The sequence below is a fragment of the Bradyrhizobium sp. cir1 genome (genome assembly GCF_014198245.1).
In the GTDB taxonomy this organism is placed as follows: Bacteria; Pseudomonadota; Alphaproteobacteria; order Rhizobiales; family Xanthobacteraceae; genus Bradyrhizobium.
The window spans coordinates 51,956-72,557 of sequence record NZ_JACIHE010000017.1; the positions used below are offsets into that span (position 1 = coordinate 51,956).

16 protein-coding genes are annotated in these 20,602 nt (G+C 57.4%); 2 read left to right on the forward strand and 14 right to left on the reverse strand.

Annotated elements, in window-relative coordinates; genetic code table 11:
* Positions 1 to 117: 117 nt before the first annotated feature.
* Positions 118 to 1,722: a carbohydrate porin gene (locus GGD63_RS28150; RefSeq protein ID WP_183246700.1), complete on the reverse strand. Its 1,605-nt coding sequence runs from the start codon at positions 1,720 to 1,722 to the stop codon at positions 118 to 120.
* A gap of 290 nt (positions 1,723 to 2,012) precedes the next feature.
* Positions 2,013 to 2,522, reverse strand: a complete 510-nt coding sequence (locus GGD63_RS28155) for a hypothetical protein (RefSeq protein WP_183246702.1) — start codon at positions 2,520 to 2,522, stop codon at positions 2,013 to 2,015.
* Positions 2,523 to 2,752: 230 nt separating this feature from the next.
* Here GGD63_RS28155 and GGD63_RS28160 point away from each other — a divergent pair, with 230 nt between their 5' ends.
* Complete coding sequence (locus tag GGD63_RS28160) at positions 2,753 to 3,271, forward strand: hypothetical protein (RefSeq protein WP_183246704.1); 519 nt, start codon at positions 2,753 to 2,755, stop codon at positions 3,269 to 3,271.
* 401 nt (positions 3,272 to 3,672) lie between these two features.
* Here the strand turns inward: GGD63_RS28160 and hemN are convergent, their stop codons facing one another.
* The 3 genes from hemN to GGD63_RS28175 form a co-directional block, all read right to left on the reverse strand.
* Positions 3,673 to 5,010 (reverse strand): oxygen-independent coproporphyrinogen III oxidase, encoded by a 1,338-nt coding sequence (hemN, locus tag GGD63_RS28165; RefSeq protein WP_183246705.1) that lies wholly within the window; start codon positions 5,008 to 5,010, stop codon positions 3,673 to 3,675.
* A 1,085-nt stretch (positions 5,011 to 6,095) separates the two neighbouring features.
* Positions 6,096 to 6,329, reverse strand: coding sequence for a hypothetical protein (locus GGD63_RS28170; RefSeq protein WP_183246707.1), 234 nt, complete (start codon positions 6,327 to 6,329; stop codon positions 6,096 to 6,098).
* Positions 6,330 to 6,840: 511 nt separating this feature from the next.
* Positions 6,841 to 7,557 (reverse strand): sulfite exporter TauE/SafE family protein, encoded by a 717-nt coding sequence (locus GGD63_RS28175; protein ID WP_183246709.1) that lies wholly within the window; start codon positions 7,555 to 7,557, stop codon positions 6,841 to 6,843.
* 1,357 nt (positions 7,558 to 8,914) lie between these two features.
* Between GGD63_RS28175 and GGD63_RS28180 the strand changes: the two genes are divergently transcribed.
* Positions 8,915 to 9,640, forward strand: coding sequence for a LuxR family transcriptional regulator (locus GGD63_RS28180; RefSeq protein ID WP_183246869.1), 726 nt, complete (start codon positions 8,915 to 8,917; stop codon positions 9,638 to 9,640).
* 353 nt (positions 9,641 to 9,993) lie between these two features.
* Here GGD63_RS28180 and GGD63_RS28185 read toward each other — a convergent pair whose 3' ends face one another.
* The 9 genes from GGD63_RS28185 to nodD2 all read right to left on the reverse strand — a co-directional run bounded on the left by GGD63_RS28185 (position 9,994) and on the right by nodD2 (position 20,419).
* Positions 9,994 to 10,719 (reverse strand): outer membrane protein, encoded by a 726-nt coding sequence (locus GGD63_RS28185; protein WP_157329465.1) that lies wholly within the window; start codon positions 10,717 to 10,719, stop codon positions 9,994 to 9,996.
* Between the two features lie 877 nt (positions 10,720 to 11,596).
* Complete coding sequence (locus tag GGD63_RS28190; protein ID WP_246785671.1) at positions 11,597 to 11,953, reverse strand: hypothetical protein; 357 nt, start codon at positions 11,951 to 11,953, stop codon at positions 11,597 to 11,599.
* A 47-nt stretch (positions 11,954 to 12,000) separates the two neighbouring features.
* Positions 12,001 to 12,378 (reverse strand): hypothetical protein, encoded by a 378-nt coding sequence (locus tag GGD63_RS28195; protein WP_183246711.1) that lies wholly within the window; start codon positions 12,376 to 12,378, stop codon positions 12,001 to 12,003.
* Positions 12,379 to 12,526: 148 nt separating this feature from the next.
* Positions 12,527 to 12,898: a NolY gene (locus GGD63_RS28200; protein WP_183246713.1), complete on the reverse strand. Its 372-nt coding sequence runs from the start codon at positions 12,896 to 12,898 to the stop codon at positions 12,527 to 12,529.
* Positions 12,899 to 14,890: 1,992 nt separating this feature from the next.
* The gene (locus GGD63_RS28205) at positions 14,891 to 15,919 is read right to left on the reverse strand and encodes an LLM class flavin-dependent oxidoreductase (protein ID WP_183246715.1); all 1,029 of its coding nucleotides are present in this window, start codon (positions 15,917 to 15,919) and stop codon (positions 14,891 to 14,893) included.
* 480 nt (positions 15,920 to 16,399) lie between these two features.
* Positions 16,400 to 17,407 carry a branched-chain amino acid ABC transporter substrate-binding protein gene (locus tag GGD63_RS28210; protein ID WP_246785672.1) on the reverse strand — a complete coding sequence of 336 codons (1,008 nt, stop codon included), beginning with the start codon at positions 17,405 to 17,407 and terminating at the stop codon, positions 16,400 to 16,402.
* A gap of 406 nt (positions 17,408 to 17,813) precedes the next feature.
* Complete coding sequence (locus GGD63_RS28215) at positions 17,814 to 18,527, reverse strand: MerR family transcriptional regulator (RefSeq protein WP_183246871.1); 714 nt, start codon at positions 18,525 to 18,527, stop codon at positions 17,814 to 17,816.
* 120 nt (positions 18,528 to 18,647) lie between these two features.
* Positions 18,648 to 19,061 (reverse strand): hypothetical protein, encoded by a 414-nt coding sequence (locus tag GGD63_RS40270; protein WP_246785674.1) that lies wholly within the window; start codon positions 19,059 to 19,061, stop codon positions 18,648 to 18,650.
* Between the two features lie 365 nt (positions 19,062 to 19,426).
* Positions 19,427 to 20,419, reverse strand: a complete 993-nt coding sequence (nodD2, locus tag GGD63_RS28225) for a transcriptional regulator NodD2 (RefSeq protein ID WP_183246719.1) — start codon at positions 20,417 to 20,419, stop codon at positions 19,427 to 19,429.
* Positions 20,420 to 20,602 lie beyond the last annotated feature (183 nt).

Sequence of the window (20,602 nt, forward strand, 5' to 3'; positions counted from 1 at the left end):
AGCTGGCGCACCCTTGGATCCCAACGGGCTCGTCTGGCGCCGGTCCCTCCAACAAGATCGCGAAGCTCAAGTCCCATGCGGCTCGAGAAAGTGGAACCAAAATGGCACTTGCGATGATCAGAAGAATATCAACGTAGATACCAACAGATTGAGTGCGTGTTCAGTTTGGGGCGTGTGCGTGATGCTTGTGGGGTTATGAATGTATGATAATCCCACGCCTGCATATATTCCCGGAGCAAGATGCGCGGTATATGTTCCGGTGATTGCCGTGGTATCACGATGCGCAAGCTGGCCTTTAGCCAGGGCAGCATCCACCGCAAATTTGCTCCAGACCGTGTTGGTAGCAACAAGTGCAATCAGATCACTGGGCCGGCTATCAAAGGGCCCTTTCGCATACAGACGAAGCTCGTAATATTGGCTGATCCTGTTGAGGACAGGCGGAGCTCCCATGATGGAGAAGCCGCCATAGATGCCGCGAGACGGCGATCCAAGGGCGTCGCTCTGCCAGAGCTGCCTGTCCGCAGCGATGTAGTGAAAATTATTCCCACTCTCCCTTTGTTGCTTGGGGGCCGCCAAATTCGTGTAGCGGCTACTGTTGAAACCAACGCCCGCTCGCAGCCACGTGTCGGCTACGCCGGGAGCAGCCTTGCTCTTGTAGCCGGCTTCGTCAACGAGAAGGATGCCCGCATTGGCCGTGCTCCAGTTCAAGCCGGTAGGATTCTCGGTTATGTGGGCATAGGCACCATCTGGACTGATTGAGCGCTGGACCGAGACCTTGTTGTACAAGCGATCGTCAAAATTGTACTTCAAGTTGACCGCCGGCGTCGGCGCAGCATTGGTGCTCATCCCTGCCTGGAATAAGGCAGACATGTTCGATCCTGTAATCCCTCCGAACAATGTGCCGGTGAACTCATTTTGGTTTCTGAGGTAGCCAAGTTTGAGTTCTAGCGTCCTGTCGAAGAAAGTCTGGTAGTAGGCGAGCGTATTGATTCCCGCTCGATCTGGTCCCGGGCGATCCCACGTCCAGTATTGGTGCTCGGCTCCTACGACAATCTGTCCGTCGGCAATGCCAAACCGGCTGAGATCGTAGGTAACGATCATGAAGTTTGCCGACGCGAAGGTCGGATTCTGGCCCATATAGAGCTGGTTTGCGATAGTGCTTCTGGCCGCATTCGGCAGCTGGTTGTCTACAAAGTTGTTGTGTATCCAGCCGATGTAGCCGATGCCGACATCTGCCAGCGCCGATCTAACGCCGTACATGTCCTGATCAATCGTGTCCGCAGGGCCAGGTATGTTGAGCCACCCCCCTTTTTCACGCAGACTGTCGTACCTTGCGAAGGGATCGATCGTCTTTTGCGGTCTCGTCTGAGCAGCGTTGTCCGCATTGCCGCGCTTCTCGAAAGGCACTCCGGGACCTGCTGCTGGCGCCGGGGCACGGGGGCGGACTGCCTGACGGATCAGGTCGATCGGGAGCTTTGCGGCCTGATCGGAAGTCTTTTCTCTTTTGCTGGCCTGATCCCCAGGGTTACCAGGATCAAGTCCGCTCGCGGTTTGCGCCAGTACGGAATTGCCGAACAGACAAGCCGCTAGCGAAAATGCGATGACAAGCCCAGATTGCTTTCCCCTTGGTCTGAAAATGAAAGAAAGTGCTGCCGCAGCCGAGTATGTCCGAGGCGATGTCGTCGCAAGAATGCAATCACGCATGGCGTACTTCGGGTCCATGTCTGCCGGCCATGAATAGATTGAACTGCGGCCTGCGCCGACAGTGAGCTCCCGGCGTTTTCGCGTCCGAGGGCGAGGGGGACGAGCCGGAACTCGATCTATCCGAAGCGAACCACTCAGGCTTCCTGAACCTGTCAGCTCGCGGCGCGATGATGATCTGGTCCGAAACTTTGCTTGTGCACGACGCGGGTGCCCGAGAGCCAGCAGAGAGCGCCGGCTCGGCAAATGCTCACGACGAGCGCGCGGGGTGCTGTCCTGGCCGCCAAAACATCCACCTTGCTCACTGTGAGTCAGGCGGGTCTGGATATCGTTGTCAGCGAAACAGGAGACAATCGCCAAGCCTGAAGGCCGAAGAGCCTTTGAATGTGCGCGCGCGGCAACCACACCACAACATCCAACGTGATGGCGCAGCAGACCGAAGGGATCAGCCGTCGAGCAGCTTTGGCGGGTATCGGCGAGCAGTTGCTGGCTGCCGTCAGCGCCGCAAAACCTGTCTTGCATCCGAATCCTTGACGTGCGCGGCTTTCTTTGGTCACGCTTGCCACGTGCCCGCCACCTAGAACAATCTGCCGGAATTGGTAGTTGACCAGCTGCAGTTTTTGCCGGTCCAATCGGCCATTGCCGCTCGGCCGATCAGCCGTGGCGCTTACGTGGCGCGTCCCGGAGGAAGTTGCTGGTCTCGCCAAGCCGTGAGGGGGCTCCATCGAACACACTGCAGGAATGAGTGAACGGTTTGCATTCGTGCCGTGGGAAAGAAAATCTCCAGGGTTCTTCTGAATGGTGAAAAAATGCTGCGCCATCGCCGGCGAAGATGAGCAGTTTGCTTGCTGGTGACGCTATCATGGAGAACGCGCGCAAATTGTCGCGTTGCGTTGCTCAAGAAGTAGCGTTTCATAGGAGCAGGGCAGCCGATCGGGAAGCTCGGCAAGATTGATTATTGTCGACGCTGGCAGCTCCTGGAGCGCGTGAGCATCGCAGCCTATCGCGTCGACAAAACAAGCCTGCTGGAATGGGACTTGGGCGAGGAACAATGGACTTGATTGATCAAGCGGCCGCTTCAGACTTGCGGCCGCTCTTGCGCGGTCCGTCAAGACGGATTCTCCCGGTTTTGGTGCTCCCGCTTGTCCTCGTCAGCTCGTGTGCTGCTGGCGTCTGGCTTTGGGCTAACCTTGAAGCGTTTGTCGAGAAGCCGGAAGCCCGGGACGTCGCTTCAACGATGAGCCTGTCACTGGAAGACAGGGCAGCCTTGTTTGAGATAAACTGGGCACAGCAGAAAACTGGCGATGAGATCGCAGTACTCAACAGCCGGATCAATGCCCAGCGGGATCACCTCAAAGAGATCCTGGATCAGATCACCATGCTGACTTCGCGGATCGATTCGCTGCAGAGTTTAACACCTGACCCTTCTGCTGCGTCCGAGCCTCCTTTGTCGTCAGCCCGGGCTGCTTCGAGCGTCGCCAGGAAACGCTTCGGGCGGTCCAAACCACAGGGACCTGTTTCCGTCGGAGGCGCGCCAGTGATCGCCGGACCGAAGACAGCCGAGCCTTGAGGTCTGAGACGCTGCAGGCGTGGTCAACTGTGCTCGATGAGGTGGACCGTAGCTTCGCAAAGCTGCCTCCGGCCGTAAAATACACGACGCTTGTGCGGGCGCCGTCGTCTCCAGCGGCATGTCGCTGAGGCCGTCACTATCATCGAGCGCACTCCAGGACAGGTGGCGCAGAGCACTTTCCGCATGATCGAGCCGTGGCCCTGAACGGCGGAATCCGCTGCGCCTTTCCTTTAAATCAGCTCTCTTCTATTCAGCCCCCGCCAGTTTTGAGATCATATCTGAAAGGTCGTGTCATCACACCGCCGCTGCATCTTCGAAATCTGGCCTGTCTGCCCGAGGCGCTTCTTCGGATCGCTTCCTCGCGAAGAGCTTAGAGGTTGGGATCTGCTCACATGCGTGGCTTAGTTAATAGGGATGCGGTCGAGATAAGTGTCGAACGCGGCAGCAACAGCGCGAATGACAAACCGGTGCTCCTGCTTGACCCGAATGAATCCGTGTTCAATCTCCACTATCCCGTCTTCTGCAAGCATTCCCAGGCGGTCGGCCGAATCGAGAAGAGGCATCGGATCAAATCCGTGAGCAGCACAGATTGCTGGTACGTCGGCCTCAAAATCGCACATCAGACGCTCGATGATTGCGGCGCGGAGGCGATCTTCGGCGGCGAGACAGTAGCCTTTTGAGGTTGCCAGACGGCCAGCCTGAATGTGTTGGTGATAGGAAGCGGTTGCCATCTCGTTCTGGACGTAACCGTCATGCAGACGGCCGATGGCTGACGGACCTAAGCCGATCACGGCTTTGCAGGTATCAGCCGAATAACCCAGGGAGTTGCGGCGCAGCCGACCAGCTTTCTGCGCCTGCGCGAGCTCGTCATTGGGCAGGGCGAAATGGTCGAGCCCGATCTGGCAGTAGCCGGCCGAGACCAGCGTATCTGCAATAGCCGCGGCTTGCTCAGCGCGGGCGACATTATCTGGCAGCGCCGTCTCGTCGATCTGGCGCTGACGTTTCATATAGGAGGGGACGTGAGCATAGCCGAAAACCGCAAGCCGGTCTGGCCGCATGGCCAGAGCCGTCCGCGCGGAGTCCACGCAGGACCGCACCGTCTGATGCGGCAGTCCGAAGAGAAGGTCGAAATTGATGCGGCTTATGCCATGCTGGCGTAGACTTTCGACGACCGAAGCTGTGAGCTCCTCGCTCTGCACGCGGTTGACCGACCTTTGAACCACCGGATCGAAGCTTTGCACGCCGATGCTCGCGCGGCTGATCCCGGCCTCTTGTAACGTTTCGACCATCTCGGCCGTGACTCCGCGCGGATCGATTTCTATCGCGATGGTAGCTGATTTGCTGAATGCAAAGCAGTGGCGCAGGAGTTCCATCAAAGTGAGAAAATCGCGCGGTGCAATGGTGGTCGGCGTCCCGCCGCCGAAATGCACGTCGCTCACCGGCAGAGCGCACGGCACTTGCTCTGCGACCAAGCCTATCTCGTCCCGCACTGCCGCCAAGTATTTGCGGACCGGTCGCTCGCCGCGAGTGAGGCTTGTAGGGAAGCCGCAATACCAACATATAGAGCGACAGAACGGAACGTGGATGTAGAGCGATACGGGCTCCTGGGGCGGCAGCCGCCTCAGCCATGTCTCACAAGTCTTGGCACTGACCATCGCGGAGAAATCCGGTACGGTTGGATAGATGGTGTACCAAGGTAGGTGAGCATCGCAATACTTGTTAAGGAGGGAGGTCTGCAAGGCTTAACTTTCCCATACTCAAACAGCATGAAGCTGACCGATGCCCTCTCTTGTGTCTTTGCGTTATGTCAAACCCGGCTAGTGGTTTCTGAGATCTGGTCCGGTTTTCGATGTTACTGCCAACGCGGCTTAGGGGCAGAGCAGGGAGTGAGAGCCGCTCGTTGCCGATTATCTTTAAGTATGAATCATTTTCTCGGGCGAGCACGGTTGAAGCGGCTAGTCGTGCCCGACGAGCCGGCGCGAACGATCAATCGCCCTTCCGAGGACACTTCGGTTCGCATTTGCTGGTCGCCATTTATTTTTGCGACGAAAACATGGGCTTGTAGGTCTCACCAGGAGGAGCTGAGCTTCCGCTGGGTCTTCAAACCGGCTTTTTCAAGAAAAAGCCGATTTGGTTGCTCACAGAGTGCAACGGATGCCTCCCGTCCAAGGCCGGCGTGCCACGTAAGATAAGTTGGTTGCCAGATGAGAGCGCGAGGATCGCAATCGCACAACGTGACGCGACGTGCGATTCAAGTCCTTTGGCGCAGTCGACGAAAACGGGTGTTGATCCCTGGTATCGAACGCATAAGCCTCAATTCCGCCACGCTGGTTGTCTCATTGCCACAAGCATCATCACGGATGTACTGATGATGTTGGGGCGACCCCAGCGCACTTTCAGCCCCCCGGCCAAGTGCGTCGGGGCGCCTTGGTTCGGCGGCGTCTCGTCGCTGTCTAATGTAGCTCACCAACTCACAATGGAGCTATCGATCCTTGCCAGATCCCGCATATCTATTCCGTTAGCCTTCCTTGGCGTCGCATTGATGCGATCGCAGTCAGTTTCACATAGACTGCCTGGTCAGGCGTCGACCATCCCGTCACTATGTTCTCGATGCTCCGAGCTGGAGCCGTCTATGCAGGAGCCGCTGGGAGATCTTGCGCCTGTTCATTGCATGAAATTTGCCTTCGCATCCTGCCATTTCAGTCCATTCACAACGGATCGAGGAAGTTTGGTAGGCCCCAATCAAATCTGGAGCTCGTCTCCCGGAAATGAGAGCTGAGCGTAGCCAGGCAACAAGGAGATTGCCGCCAAACAGCGTGATCAGTCAAAGTGGGCGCCCCACCAGCTTCTGTTGTACAACGCCGAAGGCATCGAACTCATCGGGGACCGGTAAAAGGATAACGATTGTGGCGCGGATGATTTCAAAGGCTGCACGCGCGACATTTTGACGGCTTCGTGGCCGAGGCGGCTGATTGCCGCGCCTTCGCATCCATGCCATCTCGAATTTGCCTGCGAATTTTTTGGCGCTCAGCACATCATCTTCCCTGACATTCTCCATGAGAACGTAACCGACACACGCGCGGGAAACGAGATTGCGCGGCGTTGCAGTTCTACATTGAAGTAGATCTTCCAGGCTCCCCGCCGCTCTTGAGAAAGTCGAAGACGCCCCCCTGGCGCGATCCGCGGGTTAGCCAGGTCGTGCCCGATCGTCGCCATCAGATGCTCTTCTTCCTCCGTTACTGCGCCCTAGATTAGAGGGCCGCGCAAGCCATAGACGAGATCGAGGTAGGCCTCATCCCGCTCGCGCGCCCCGCCAACATTGAGCCTCCCGCCAAACGGAAAGCGCGAACGGGATGTGACTAGGTACGGACCGCTCGGCTCATAAGAATCAGCTGGGATGCACGAGATGAGCCGCCCCATCGCCGCTCGCCCGACAGATTTTCGTTGGTCGCGTTGGCGGCTTTCAGAGTTAGGCAAGGCGCGCGGACCAGACTTAAGCTGCGGCCTCCATCACGTTCTGACCGTGCTGGATCTCCTGCCGATCCCACGAAAGATGGGAGTTGAGACTTTCAAGTGAGAACCAATTGGATGCCGGCAACGACCAGAACCGCCACGAGGGCAAATCTGATTCCTGCCGGGTTCAGGCAGTTCAGGCTGACTACCGTTCCAGCGACCGCACCCGCCAGCGCAGAGATAGCGTAAAGAGCCAAATCCGGAGAGGGAAATTGGCCGCTGAAAAGAGCTCCGACGAAGCCAACTGTGGAATTGGCCAGAATAAAAGGGGGTGATAATGCGACGGCCTGCTTCGGTGATGCCCAATTCAGTGTGATGAGCGTCGGCGCGAGGAACACTCCGCCGCCCACGCCGGTCAGGCCGGAAACCAGGCCAAGGGTTGCGCCAATGCTCACGCTTGCCCTGAGTGGAGTTTCGCAAAGACGATCGGCGGCTGGTCCCCGCTGCATGATCATCACTGCGCTCGCCAGAAGAAGAACGAGCCCCGTCAGCGTCTTGTACATGTGGTCCTCGAGCACAATCAAGCCACCGGCAAGCGACGCTGGCACCGACGAGAAGAGAAGCGGGCGCAGGATTGGCCAGTCAACGACCTTGTTGCGGTTGAAGAGCCACGTAGAATAGGTCGCGACGACAATGTTGAGAGCAAGCGCCGTCGGGCGCATCTCTGTCGATGACATACCAAAAAATGCCATTAGCGAGACGAATGCAGTCCCACCAGCCTGGCCAACGCTCGCATAGAGCAGTGAGATGATCGCGAAGAGCAGAGAAGCCATGCTTCACCGACCGTGGCGACGATCTTCGCCGTTTTCCACCGAGCCCATCATGATTCGTGCATCAGGTGCGATCTAACTGTGTTTCTGCTTGGGGACGGATCTAAGCGCTTCGCCGGAATCGCTGGCCGGAGGTGCAGTCAGTTCAATTTCCTTAACGGGTGCCATGTTTGGACCGTCCCATCAATTGCCGGAGTTGGTACTTGACTGGGCTGGAATAGGGCTGCGTTTGGGCCCTAAGGGAGCGGCACTCCGAGGGGGCCGCCGAGGTGAGCTGCATTTCTTGCTGTAGCTCACCTCGTGCCGCGCCTCGCAATGGTGTTGTCGCCTTTCCTCCGCATGTCATAAATGCTTCGAGATTCCTACGTCGCAACCAACCGTGTGCGTTCGAAGCCCTTTCTGCGACGTTTGATTTTGTTGAAATCAACAGTTGGTATGACACTTGCTGGTTTGGCGCGGGTCCTCTCCCTGCTGGAGAAGCGCATGCAAAGTGTCCTTCGCATCAAGCAGATCTCACCGTTACGAGTATCTCTCGTTGCGCCTCTAAGGTGGCCCCTTTCTGCACGTTCGGTACCTCTGCGCCAAGCCTGCCGGACGGATTCGATGAGACGCCGCACAATGATGCGAGGCGTATGGCTTCTGCCCCGCCTGTTCCGTGTTGCTCATCGATCGCGTCGCCGGCGCCGTCGCACGGCGGAGAACCGGCGAACGGTTAGCGATGGCAACTCGCAAGATTGGGAAAAGACATGACTCTCCTGTTGTCTTCGTCTCTAAGCAGAGAATGGATGCTGGGACGCTCGTCGAGTCCCGCGCGCCCTAGCCGCTCGAGCTTAGTGGTATCGCGCAGATCAGAGCCCAGGATCTCGTCATGCTCGGCCTCGAGACAAACCAAAACGTCGTTCGGCTTCGTTTTCTCGCCATGCAAGCTCAACAGAGCCAAGGCTCTAGCCGGCGGAGCTGTTTGGAAGCTCAGTCCAGGACCCGCGGACCTTCTATCGGTGCCGGCATCATCAAACAGGACACCGTTGGCTTCGTATCGATGGCACAATCCTTCAACACTGATGAGGGCGATGATCTCCGATCTAACCAGTGCGCTATCGGCGAACCGGACCGATCGCTTCCGCTCAGCCTCAGAGGCAGGGATGATGGCGCTATCTCCGGTTTTTGCTGCGATCATGCCGGCGCATTCGGCGGCAGGGCAACGAATTCGCCGAATGGCGCCCGGCACAGCGCGAGCGCTCAGACTGCACGAATAACTAACCCTCGAGTTCAGCTCATGGACTGGAATTTGGCTCCGTCTGAAACAAGCGCAATCGAACACGATGACGGGGAGCTCGATCGTCGAGCTGAAGCGCCCATCATGGACCTCTTTAGCTTCACCGAATGCGCTAACCAGACTCATTCACTCAGAGCGCTATTCGAGCTTCTTGTAGGCTGTGCCACAAAGGAAGGCTTCAGTGAAGTCGCATACGGCGCTCTCAACTTCGATGAGCCACTTCGGCTGGCGGAGTATCCACCCCCGAGTGTGGCTGTGAAGTGGCCGCCAGACTGGTGCGACCGATACTTCAAGCGCAAGTACCATACTATCGACCCGGTGGTCCGGCGGACGCCGATGCTTTCGCGGCCGTTTTTGTGGGATCAACTCGCCGACTACTATCAGCTTCAACCGGACGAAAGACGCGTACTGGACGAGGCGAGAGAGGCGGGGCTGAAGCATGGCATGAGCGTGCCGTTGTTTGGCCCGTTGGGTCGGATATCTGTGGTGTCGTTTGCTTCTGCGTTCGACGATGCTGATCCTCAGGACCGGATCGGTCATCTCAACGCGCTGGCCTGGCAGTTTCACACCGCCTATGGCGACATCGCTCGTCCCTGCGATCATGGTTGCGAAAGAAAAGTGGCACTATCGCAGCGGGAGATCAGTTGCATGCGTTGGGTGGCAGAGGGGAAATCGTCATGGGAAATTGGGAAGATCCTGGGAATCAGCGACAATACAGTCAACTTTCATGTCAAGAATGCGATGCGCAAGCTGGGTGCGACCAGCCGAATTCAAGCGGTCGCTATAGCTATTCGCCTCAATGTTCTTTGAATTTGACAACGGGGCACTAACAGCCAAATCGTGGGCTTCCAGCTTCTAGCATGTTGAGCATGGCACCTTCGGCGAGCTCGCAGATACGACGCTCCTTGGAGCAAGTCCGCTATCTCACGCTGCGTGAGGTTGTAGGACTTCACGAGATCGATGAATTGTCGAATCGACTGACCTGTTCCTCTGGTGTGTTGGCGGCATCTCGGCTAACTCTAGCCAGGCTCTGGATCCATTACTCAGACGAGCCCGCCCCTGGTGCTTCGGAACTGGATTGGGGCCGGCAGGGAGAGGAGCAGCTGAGGAAAGAACCCCGACCTGCGGTCGGGGTTCCGATTCACGCAACGGCGTGGAGATCTCTATTTGGCAAAGGGCGAGCCAAACTTGTAATTGAGACGTGCCGTGATGAGATCGATGTCCTGGTGGGCGCGGTCCGTGCCGAGCAACCCTGGGAAGCTTATGTTGCTGCGCTGCATGAATAAGTGGTTATACTCGACGCCAGCTGACCAGGTCGGCGTGAGGCTGACTTCGGCACCGGCCCCCAGCACGCCACCCCAACGCACATCATTGCTGTTGGCAAGCTCGGTGCCAGAAGCTACCGAATTGAGGAGATAGTTGTTGCTGGTCACCGCAGCACCACCCTTTCCGTAAAGTAGGACGGCATTGAACGCGTAGCCGATATGTCCCGTGAGTAGACCGAATGCGTCTGTCGTGGTGCCAACGGTGTTTGCCGGAAAGGCGGTGCTGACATTGGAGCCGCTGAAGTCGGCCCAGTTGCCCTGACCTTCGATGCCGTAGACCATGTTGAAGATCTGCCAACGATAGCCAATCTGGCCGCCAATGGTCCCGCCAGTCGAATTATGGCAGCCCTCGGGAGTGACGCCATTGAAGTCCCAGCAATTGTGGCTCGTTCCCCAACCGCCATTGACACCGATATAGTAGCCGGACCAGTCGATAATCGGGGCTGCGACCGGCAGCAGTGGCGCCTTGACCTTGACGGGCTGCCCGGCCAAGTCCGTGCCGAATGAGGGAGCGGCGGCACCGAGTGCGCCGATGCTTGCAGTCAGAATCAGAATCTTTTTCATTCGAGTGTCGTTTCCTTTCGGTGCCCCCGGCGTCGTGCCTTTAACAATATGAACGCGAATTGCTGTAACTGCCGCACAACATGTCTTCGAAAGAAATGGGTCCAATCGCACGCCGCGTCAGATTGTGGAGCGCGCAACTTGCCATGCACTGCCTCGACCGAAATGCTGGGCCTGACACTGGTCGCTTCGCGCAGATGCTTCTTTGAATACGGTCCGTTCGTGATGACCTGTGACGGGACGCCGCGCTGCGACCTGTTTGGCTCCCTCTGTCACTGACTAGCGACAGAGCCAGGCTGCGCCAACACGTCCCGTGCATGCTCGCTATTCAGAGAGTGCGGCAAATGAAGACCGCTGATCGGGGACGCCTCTCGTGCGCTCAAGCTCATTCTCCCGGCAGGACGGTCGCTGCCGCTTGCAATCGTGAGCGATGCGGCGATGATCGATCACAGGCCTGGATCGCTTTTGGCTCAGGACCTATCGCAAGTGCAGCACGATGATCCTCAACCTCGACCTCGATCGACGGGTGTCAAGGAGCCGATGCGGCTGTGCTTGTGAGGCTCTTGCTTGAACTTGCGCAAGCTCGTGCCGAGCCAAAAGTCAGGAGAGGAAACGGTATGGCTTTTCCTGGCGACGGCGACTATTAGCTCAGTCCCGTCTCGTCGCCGACTTGCTCTTGGTTCCAGGTGACTGGTCTGGGGTCACCAGAAGAGCTGCATAGGCGACAGTCGTCGTGAACGTGCTCGTCTTCAGCGGGGCTGAACATGAGTGGATTAAGGCCAGCTCCACCACGCTCTGCCCCGGTTGTTTTGCCGCCGCATAAGGTTCCTCCCAAGGACTTAACAAGCTAAACTCATGTGACAGTAGAGGTTCAAGCGCCCTATTGCGCGGTCGACGGCGCGAGTTCAGCCCGCAAGCTGCGTATCGCCTCGTTAGCCAGATTCAAAGTATTCTGTTCGCCCTTCTTTATCGAAGACTCAAGGAAAGTGCACAACCGGCTGTAGAGGACCGTCTTGCGATTATGCGCCAGCAACGGATCCTTCTCAACAAAGCGCCAGGCCTTATCAAAGGCTGCGCTCACGATAGCATCTTGCATCTGCACTTGCTCGGATAACAACTGATCCATCTCAACACTCCACCACGTCTTGATACAAGGAAGTACCTTCGCAAAAGCAAACCGAGAGTCTATGGCTTGTCCCAGCAAGTAAGACATCAGAGCCGCAGTACGCTCGGACATCGAGCTGCTCTCGATGCTTCAATATATTTATAGATGTTTGTTGAAGTTCAGATGACCCCGAATGTCGTATTGCCAGGCGCAATTCGAATAATTCTGAAGCGGTTGAGACGAGCTCGCGTTGTTCGCGCGGATTCGTTGCCGAAGTGCTCTTGTTGCTCGGTGTCGGTCAATAATTGTGGCTCTTCTTCCTGCAATCGGAAGTTCGCCGCCATGCCAGTCACGACTAAAGCCGAACATCCATGAAAATAGATCGTTCCGCTTCTTTCGCAGTCTCTAGTTTCTGAAGCGTGTGGCGTTTTCCCGCCACCGCTTGTTTGCTTTTTGACATGTGTCCGCGTGACGTCGTCCTTTGCTCGACCCTGCGCGGCCTCCTGCTCTCGGTGCGGGCTCCAGCTTTCGAGCATCGTGGCGAACAGCGGTGCCATGGAAAAGCCAGCGGAACCGGCGCGCTTACGGGACGGTGAGCCCATAAACGCCAACTCGTCGATCCCTGGTGCGTACGGCCGTAGCAGTCAGCCCAGCGATAAACGTTCGATAAGCCGCCATCAACCGGAGAATAAGCCAAATTAAATCTCAGTCCGCTGCCGCACGTGACAGAATTAGTTTCGCGATCTTCATTCGGTTGGCGGGGGTTCGGAGCACTGCCGGTAATGCCGCCACGGCCTGATCGAGAAGGCGTCCCAAAACCTGAAGGTCCTCTGGGTAGTAAACGCCACGGTCGCGCGACAGTCGCGTCGTTTGCTGATCGCCGGCGCGGGTTCTCGTATCGCCGAGCTGGCCGAGCTCCAGTTCCGCCGTGATCATCTGATTTGTGAGTGCGTTTAGCAGTCGGACCGCTTCGAGCTCGTTGCCTTCTTCGCGTATGAGGGTGGCCACGATGTCGAGTTGCAGGTCGATGCGATCCTCGAGGTCTTCTGAGCGTGAATTAGAAGGGTCAAGTTCCACGGTGTTGCTCCAAAGTAGTCGAATGCAGGCAGCAGACTGAGTAACGGTTGTGTGGTGCTTTCCCGTTCGCGAGACGGCAGAGGCGGCGATAGAACGAATGGCTGCTGCACAAGGCAAGCTGCGCACGCACGGTCGCCGAACGGAGAGGGTGGCAGGCATGTGCCGCGAAAGGACCGCAAAGGCGAAATCGACTATAGAACGCAGCGAACTGCGTTGTAGATGGCGCGTCATTTGATTCGACCGTCGAGCCGGTCCAGCGCGTCGGACAGTGGCAGTGACTCCAGCCAGCGGGGACACCGCTGATGACGGCAGGTCGAGAAGTGCGGCCCGAACTGCTGCGGGATTGCTTGCCGCCGGTCATAGCGATCCAGACGTAACTGGAGGCCTCGCCAGGCAGAGTGCCATAAAGAGCGCTTGGCGCTGGACGAAGCTGTTGCTGAAGGCGCGCCGTCAACTGGTCCAGACCGGTTTCCTCATCATGCCAGAAAATTACGTCCCAGCCCATGCCAGGCAACCCAGAAATGACATCCGCTACATACGTCTGCGGTTTCTCTCTGCATTCGTTGACAGGCGTTGCCTGGCCCGGCGAGGATGCGGATGGGCTCCTGGTAGGTGGGCGCGCTAACAGACAAGACCGGCAGATCGCGCACCTCCACCCCTCGTTCCCTTGGTGATGTAAGGATTGCTGAGAAGGGATAACCGCGCCGAGATATGGTCGAACAGCGCCGGCGCATAGAATGAGATAGGGTAGCGTCAGTCTGTAGGAAATGGGTGTGGAAGCCGCCTGCCGACGAAGACTGAGGACGCGAGCAGAGTGAGACTCCACGATCACACGACGTACAGGGGTTGTCAGTAAGATCGCGAGGCTGGTCTCATCACACCGATCGACATCATTGCCTCGTCCTGGGCGGAGGATATGCGGCTTGCACTTAGCGTGGTCAGATAGCTGACCGCACTGCTTTCTTTGGAGGCCGCGACAGCGTCGGATTGTCGGCGGCGCCCGCCTGGTCAGGGCAAATAGTCCAGCCCGCACCGGCGTAGAGGGCAGTTCGCCTGCCCCAATTCTATGCAGCGCACGCATTTACCTTGGCCAAGCGATGTGCGTGAGAGTCGATCTTCTTGGAGGCCTTAGTATGATTGCAAAGGGGGAGGCGCCAGCACGATAGATTGCGCGCCAGGCGCTGCGATTGACGATCCGACCGCATTTGCGCTGCACGTGCGTCGATTCCAAAGATTGATGGGTGTCGTTGGCGATGCAGCCACGAGAACCTTGAATCGGCCTGCGACGATGCTGAAAGCAAAAAAGGGTCCATTGCTCACACGACATTCGTTAAATGTGCTTTCCGGAAACCGGCGATCGACTTATGGGTATTTGGCTGAAATTGGTAAAATCGAAAGTGTTGATGGGAAGCATCCAGTTCGTGGATCGCGCACGCGCGTAATCTTTCTCTTACATCGAAAGCGGGTTAGTTTTTTCCTGCCGTCTTGCTGCAGTGAGCTTATGGGCCCTTTAGGTGAGCCTGCTGATTCGTTGATGACCGGCGGCCATGATTGAGAAGACAGAAAGGTCGCAGCAGTGACCGCTGGCGAATACCTCTAAATTGGACTCCAGATGTTACGAAGATGCCACAAAAATTCCTCGATCCCCATAAGCTGATGAGCAGGTCATGGAGTCTCGTCGGCGACTATCCGACCAGCTCCGGCCTCCCGCACATGCAGGATGAGCCCTGAGCAATCACGACCTTCATTGAAAAGGCCCGCGAGATCGAAGCGGACGAAGAGCGTTCGGCCGCGGATGAGTTGATAAAGCGGTTCGCAAACACTCCCTAAGCCAAAGCTCGCCCCCATAGGGGCGCCAGGCGTTCAGATATCGCGGCCATTGAGGCTGACGGTCGCCTCCCCAGGGCAAACGACAACCAAAATCGCGACCAGCTTCGGTTAACCTCAGTGCGTCGGTCTACTTGCCACGCATACGATCCCCCAATGTAGACATTATCCGCCAAAGCTATCGAGAATTTCAGCTTTGATTGCGGTTGCGGTGTACAGGGAAATCTCCAGCGGAAGGTCTCCGAATGCAAGCTGGCAAAGCAAGTAGTTGGCACCTGCCACTTCCATCTGCTGAAGAAGAAGCTGTCGGACGGAAGCCGGCGTTCCAACGACGCACAATTCGCTCTCAAGTGCTGCATCGAAGGTCAGCGGAAGGGCGGGCGGTGTCGGAATGGCGTTAAGCTCGTAAAGGAACTTAAAGCTCTCCAGCCATCGCCGATACGCAGTTTCGGCCGCCGTTTGAGCGTCCTGATCAGACTTCGCAATCACGACCATGCGGGCCAGCCCGAGAAATGGCTCGCGGCCGTGTGCGGCTGTATTGTGGGCTCGATGGGAGCGGTAGGCGTCCGTAACGTTCCGGACAACACAGGCGGGGCCTATGCACGCCAGATTGGCGCCATTTGCCGCGGCCCACTGCGCCGTCTCAGCCCGATTGCTCGCGATCCAGATAGGCGGATATGGACGTTGATGAGGCCTCAACGTTAAGGGTACTTCGCTGAACTCGAAGTGGTGTCCCTGATAAGATAGCGTATGTCCCTTCAGCGCAATATTCAGGATTTCACTGGCCTCCGTATAACGGCTTGGTGCAGCGTCGGCAGTGATGCCGAAATAACCCCATTCAATCGGCTGGGAGCCGCGGCCTATCCCGACCTCGAGCCTGCCGCCACTCAATTGGTCAAGCATGCAGATCTCTTCGAATGCGCGCAATGGATGATAAAGGTTGAGCAACAGGACGAGCGGACCGAAGCGTAATCGCCGGGTGCGCTGCGCGACGCTCGATAGAAACAGGTTCGGCGAAGGCCCTCTGCCATGAGGTGTGCAGTGGTGCTCGGCCAGGTGATAAGCGTAGAAGCCGAGCGAGTCGCAGACCTCGGTCAGCTTCAGACGATCTTCATATTGTCGTGCGGCATCTCGGCCGTCGTCATCCAAATGGTCGAAAATACCGCACCTTAGTCTTGGAAGGCCACTCTTCACTCGATCAATCTCCGATGATGGGGCAGATGGCGAGGCCTGATTGCTTCATACCGTCGCGCTCAAAGAGGTCTCGTTCGTCATTTGACCGCTTAGGCCGTTTCTCTTTAGGGCGTGGATCTGAGCTTGCACCATGTGAGCGGATCACGAGAATGCGCAAATGGCGGTCCGGTCGCACCGTTGACAGACGTTCCCGAAGCGCCTCCACAGCGTGCATGTGCTCGACCAGAAGCATCGTTAGCCGCTTCAGAGGTCCTGTGCCTTGCGAGCCAGATCAGCTCGGAACGGCTACTATTTGTCTATCATCGGACGTAGCGTCTCCGTCAGGTCGACATCGGCTAGCTCTGCGAGCGCTGCAACGAACGCGAAAAACGCTCCGAAAGCTGCAAGTATAAGAGAGCTTGCGAGTATCGCTGCTCCAACGACCTGAGTGCGTCTCATCATCCGTTTCACTTTGGGTCTGGGGGGCGGCGATGCCGCCAATCAGTTCTGCTCGACAGTTTCAACACGGCCGTCTCGCCAGCGGTAAACCAGAAAGCCAGGAGCCGCATTGTCTCCCTTTCTATCGAACCGGACTGGGCCAATCACGGTATCGGTCGGCCGTGAACGAAGTGCGCTAGCTACGCGCACAGCATTGAAAGAACCGGTCCGGTTCACCGCCTCTGCCCATGCCTGCACGGCCGCATAGGCGTAAAGCGTGTAGCCTTCAGCGGACAGGTTGGAAGCTTTGAGTTCGGCCGCCACGCCGGCCGCATTGGCATTCCTGGCGGGGTCCGGCATGAAGGTAAACAACGTGCCATTTCCGGCGCTGCCTGTAATGGCCCAGAATTCAGAGGTCATCAAAGGATCGTTCGCCATGACCATAAGTTCCGCTCTTGCTTCTGACGCCTGGCGTACAAACAATCCGATTTCGGTATGATAACCGCCGATATAGGCGACACGCACCCGTTCCTTCTTCATCCTTGAGACCAGCGCCCTGTAATCCTTTTCACCGGCTACATAGCTTTGGCGAATGACTTGTTCACCGAATCTCCGAAGCTGTGCTTCAACGACGTCGGCGATACCCTTGCCTGCGGTGCTCTTGTCGTCGAGCACTGCGATCTTGTCGTTAGGGAAGGTCCGGTGAATATACTCTGCGGCAACGATGCCCTGTTGGTCGTCGCGGCCGCAGATCCGAAACACGGTGTCAAGGCCCCGTTCTGTTAGCTGAGGATTTGACGAGCCTGGTGACACCTGAATGATGCCTGCTTCGGCGTAGATCTCGGAGGCCGGGATCGACGCAGAAGAACAAAAATGGCCAACGACCAACCGGACCCGCTCTGTTGTGAGCTTATTCGCGACTGCGACAGCTTGCTTCGGGTCGCACGCGTCGTCGGCGACAGTCAATATCACCTTGGTATCGAGAAGTAGGCCAGAAGCGTTCAACGCCTCGACTGCCGCAGCTGCACCATCGCGCATTTGTGCGCCGAACGCAGCGCTGCTTCCGCTCATTGGGCCAGCCACGGCAATATTGACGTCGGAGCCGCGCGCAACAGAGGCGAGGGCGCAGATGAGAAGCGCTGCACTCGCAGCAGACGCGCAACAATTTAACATTGTAGAGCTCCGAATGTTTACCTGAAGTGTAACCGCCAGCAGCTGTGATCAGACGTGTCTACACGTTGAGATTGTCTGTCAAAGCGAAGCTTGCGTTGGTCGGCCAGATTGCGACCACGGTAGAACTTACAATTTGACGTTAGGTGCGTTTCAAGGCCGTTTTGAAGGAGCCTCGACGGTGCAACAGGGAGCGCGGATTGACGAGGTCACGACGACTGTCCGGTTTAGTCCATAAAACTGTTGGCCCGCATCAGAGCCGACGACCGCCTATTGGCAATGCCGTGCGGAGCCGGCCAGGAGGACGTCAGTACGGCTGATCCTCCAACCCGCCAAGGGCCAGATCGAGATATTGCATGAGGCAGGGATCCCAACCAGCCAGACTACGGGGGGCGCTTAATCGTGCAAGTACCTTCAGGATCATCGAAACGCGTGAATCGGCGCCAGCGATTTCGCCGATCAGCAAGCGTGCTGCAACTGCGACAGCCTTTGCCCGCTCGCCGCAAGGATGCTCGCCTCGATCCATACAATCACGCAGGTCGTCGCGGATCCGCCGCCACCGCTCCTCGCGATCTGCAGCTAACTTGCAGGTGCATCGGGACGTCTGATTATGCGTCTCGACCCGCGACATGGCATTGAGGGTGGCAGGCAGCTCATCCACACTTACCTGCATATCACTGTCGATGGTCATGTTGCGCAAGCGATCTCGCAGCAGAGTTGCTCGAGCGACTTGAAGTTCTATCCGTTCTAAATGTTTGCGCAGAAGATCGGTAAGTGAGGTCGTGCCCTCCATAGCTTTACGGATCTCGAGAAGGGAGAAGCCAAGCTCACGTAGCGCTCGAATTTGGTGAACCCGTTGCACACTTTCGCGGTCGTACATCCGGTGGCCGCCGTCAGTACGCTCTGAAGCTGCTAGGAGCCCGGTGTGTTCATAATGATGCAGCGTGCGTACCGTTACTCCGGTCGCCTCTGCAAGTTCGCCAATGCGCCATCGACGCCTTCGTGGTGTAGCTTTGCTCATGTTGTTCATTTCAAAGCCTACAACCTGACGTCACGTGTGATTCAAGCTATTTCAAAGCTCTAGCTGGATCGTCTTCCATTCCAGCGCGAGACTGGTGACTATCCTCAGAATGGCGGGGGATCAACCCTGAGGGGAAATGGTGATCAACAAGTTCGTCAGGCATGCCAGTTGAGCCTCGCCAGCCGCTGTACGCTCCAGGATGAGTTTGGCGATTGCTGTGCGATTTTCCGGACTTCGCATCGAGGGGGGTAGCGCGGTGATCGCACTATCATAAAGGCGTCCCAGGACGGAAAGCTCTTCCGGATCGAACACGCCGCTGCATTGCTCCAAGTTCAGCTCCTTGTTTGTCATTGCGTCATGGCAGCGCACGTCGTCAAGACGTTTGGCTGCGATAGGGCCAAAAGAAGTCAGACCCGCGGCGCGGAGCGACGAAGATGCGATGTACTCCCATGTGATGCGACAGGGCAACATGCGTGCGCGATGCTTGCCTCGACGGCGCAAGAGATCGTGGTGATGTGCATGATCGATGACCATCACGCTCACGGTGCGTGATGGTACGGCTTCCGAAGAAGCTGAAGCGTCTCCGCTCTTCGGGAGCCGCTACTGATTCGGAGAGTTGACGAGGGCAGCCCAGCGCCGATTCTGCCGTACCGACGCAGGTGCGCCCGGCGCCCGGGTGCAACGTACGTCCCTGTCTCTGAAACCAGGCCAACAGTCTGACCCGCCGCTCGCACGTCGAGCCTATTGCCAACGTCCGTAAGACCTACACAACGTCGTCATGATAGCCGTCTGTTGCGACGATCTTTATAGAGCGACCACGAATTCGAGCGAGGCGAGCCAAAACTGTATGCGTTGAGACATTCGTTGGGATATGAGGTTCGCAGATCTTGCGAACGTCCTTACGACAACGGCGAGACAGATCGTGCGAAATCTCCGGCAGTATCCGCTCGTTCCGAAGTGCAGATGATGGAGGCCTCTTGCCCAGTTGCCATGCGGGTAGCTTCCTGCAACAATATCTCGCGCATCCACAGGCTTTCCGGGTCGCTGTTGTGAAGCACGGGCCATTGAACCGCCTCAGTGAAGGCGGGGAATGGCTGCGGGAGCTCCGCAATGCGAAGGGGCATTGTTCTTTGGAAATGCTTTACGAGCCCTAATGGCATCGTCCCTATGCGGTTGGTGCCTACCAGCAGGGGCGGGATCATGCTGAAGCTCTGCACGAGAATGTCGATGCGCCGATTGAGACCGAGATCGAGTAAAAGGGATTCTTCGACCGGCGTCTTGCGCGCGCCTTTGACCTTAACCGCAACGTGGCCCATCGACATATACCGATCAAATGTAAGCCCCCGTAGTAGTTGGCTGTTCGTGCAGCAACCTACGCAGACGAGCCTCTCCTCGAATAGGGCCGCCTTGGGGTGCGCGCCGGACATGAATAATTCCGGCAAGATAACAAAATCGACTTCGCCGCGGCGGAGAAGCTCATCGTGCTCATCGGTGAGCGCGACCAGTTCGAAGCTGACGGCCGGTGCTTCTCGCGCGACGCGCTCCACGACATTTCGGAAGAATACGACTGTTATAAAATCAGAAAGGCCGATCCTGAATCGCCGGTTCGATCGAGCTGGGTCGAACACGTCCCGCGCGATGATTGAGTGATCGATGTGCGTTAGAGCCTCGCGCACAGGAGCTGCAAGGCGTTCCGCGCGAGAGGTCGGGACAAGTTCCCGCCCCCTCATCCCAAACAGCTCATCACGGAAATAGGAGCGCAGCCGGGCAACGGCTGCGCTCATGGCCGGCTGACTAAGATTAATCTTGCGGGCCGCTGCGCTGAGGTTTCGCTCAGTCATTAGAGCATCCAGCGCGACGAGAAGATTTAAATCCAGACCTTTGAAACGCATGTCTTCTTATCCGGCATGAACGTAGTTGCGGCGCATACAACGAGCTGTGACGGCTGCGTCTGGAGAGGTCCTATTGGCTCGCCCGACTGGACTCCGTTTTCATCCTTCGATCGCGAAAAGACGCTCATGAAATGACCGCAACAACGGAGAGCAAGGCGGTAGGCCGACCAGCAGCGGCCGGAA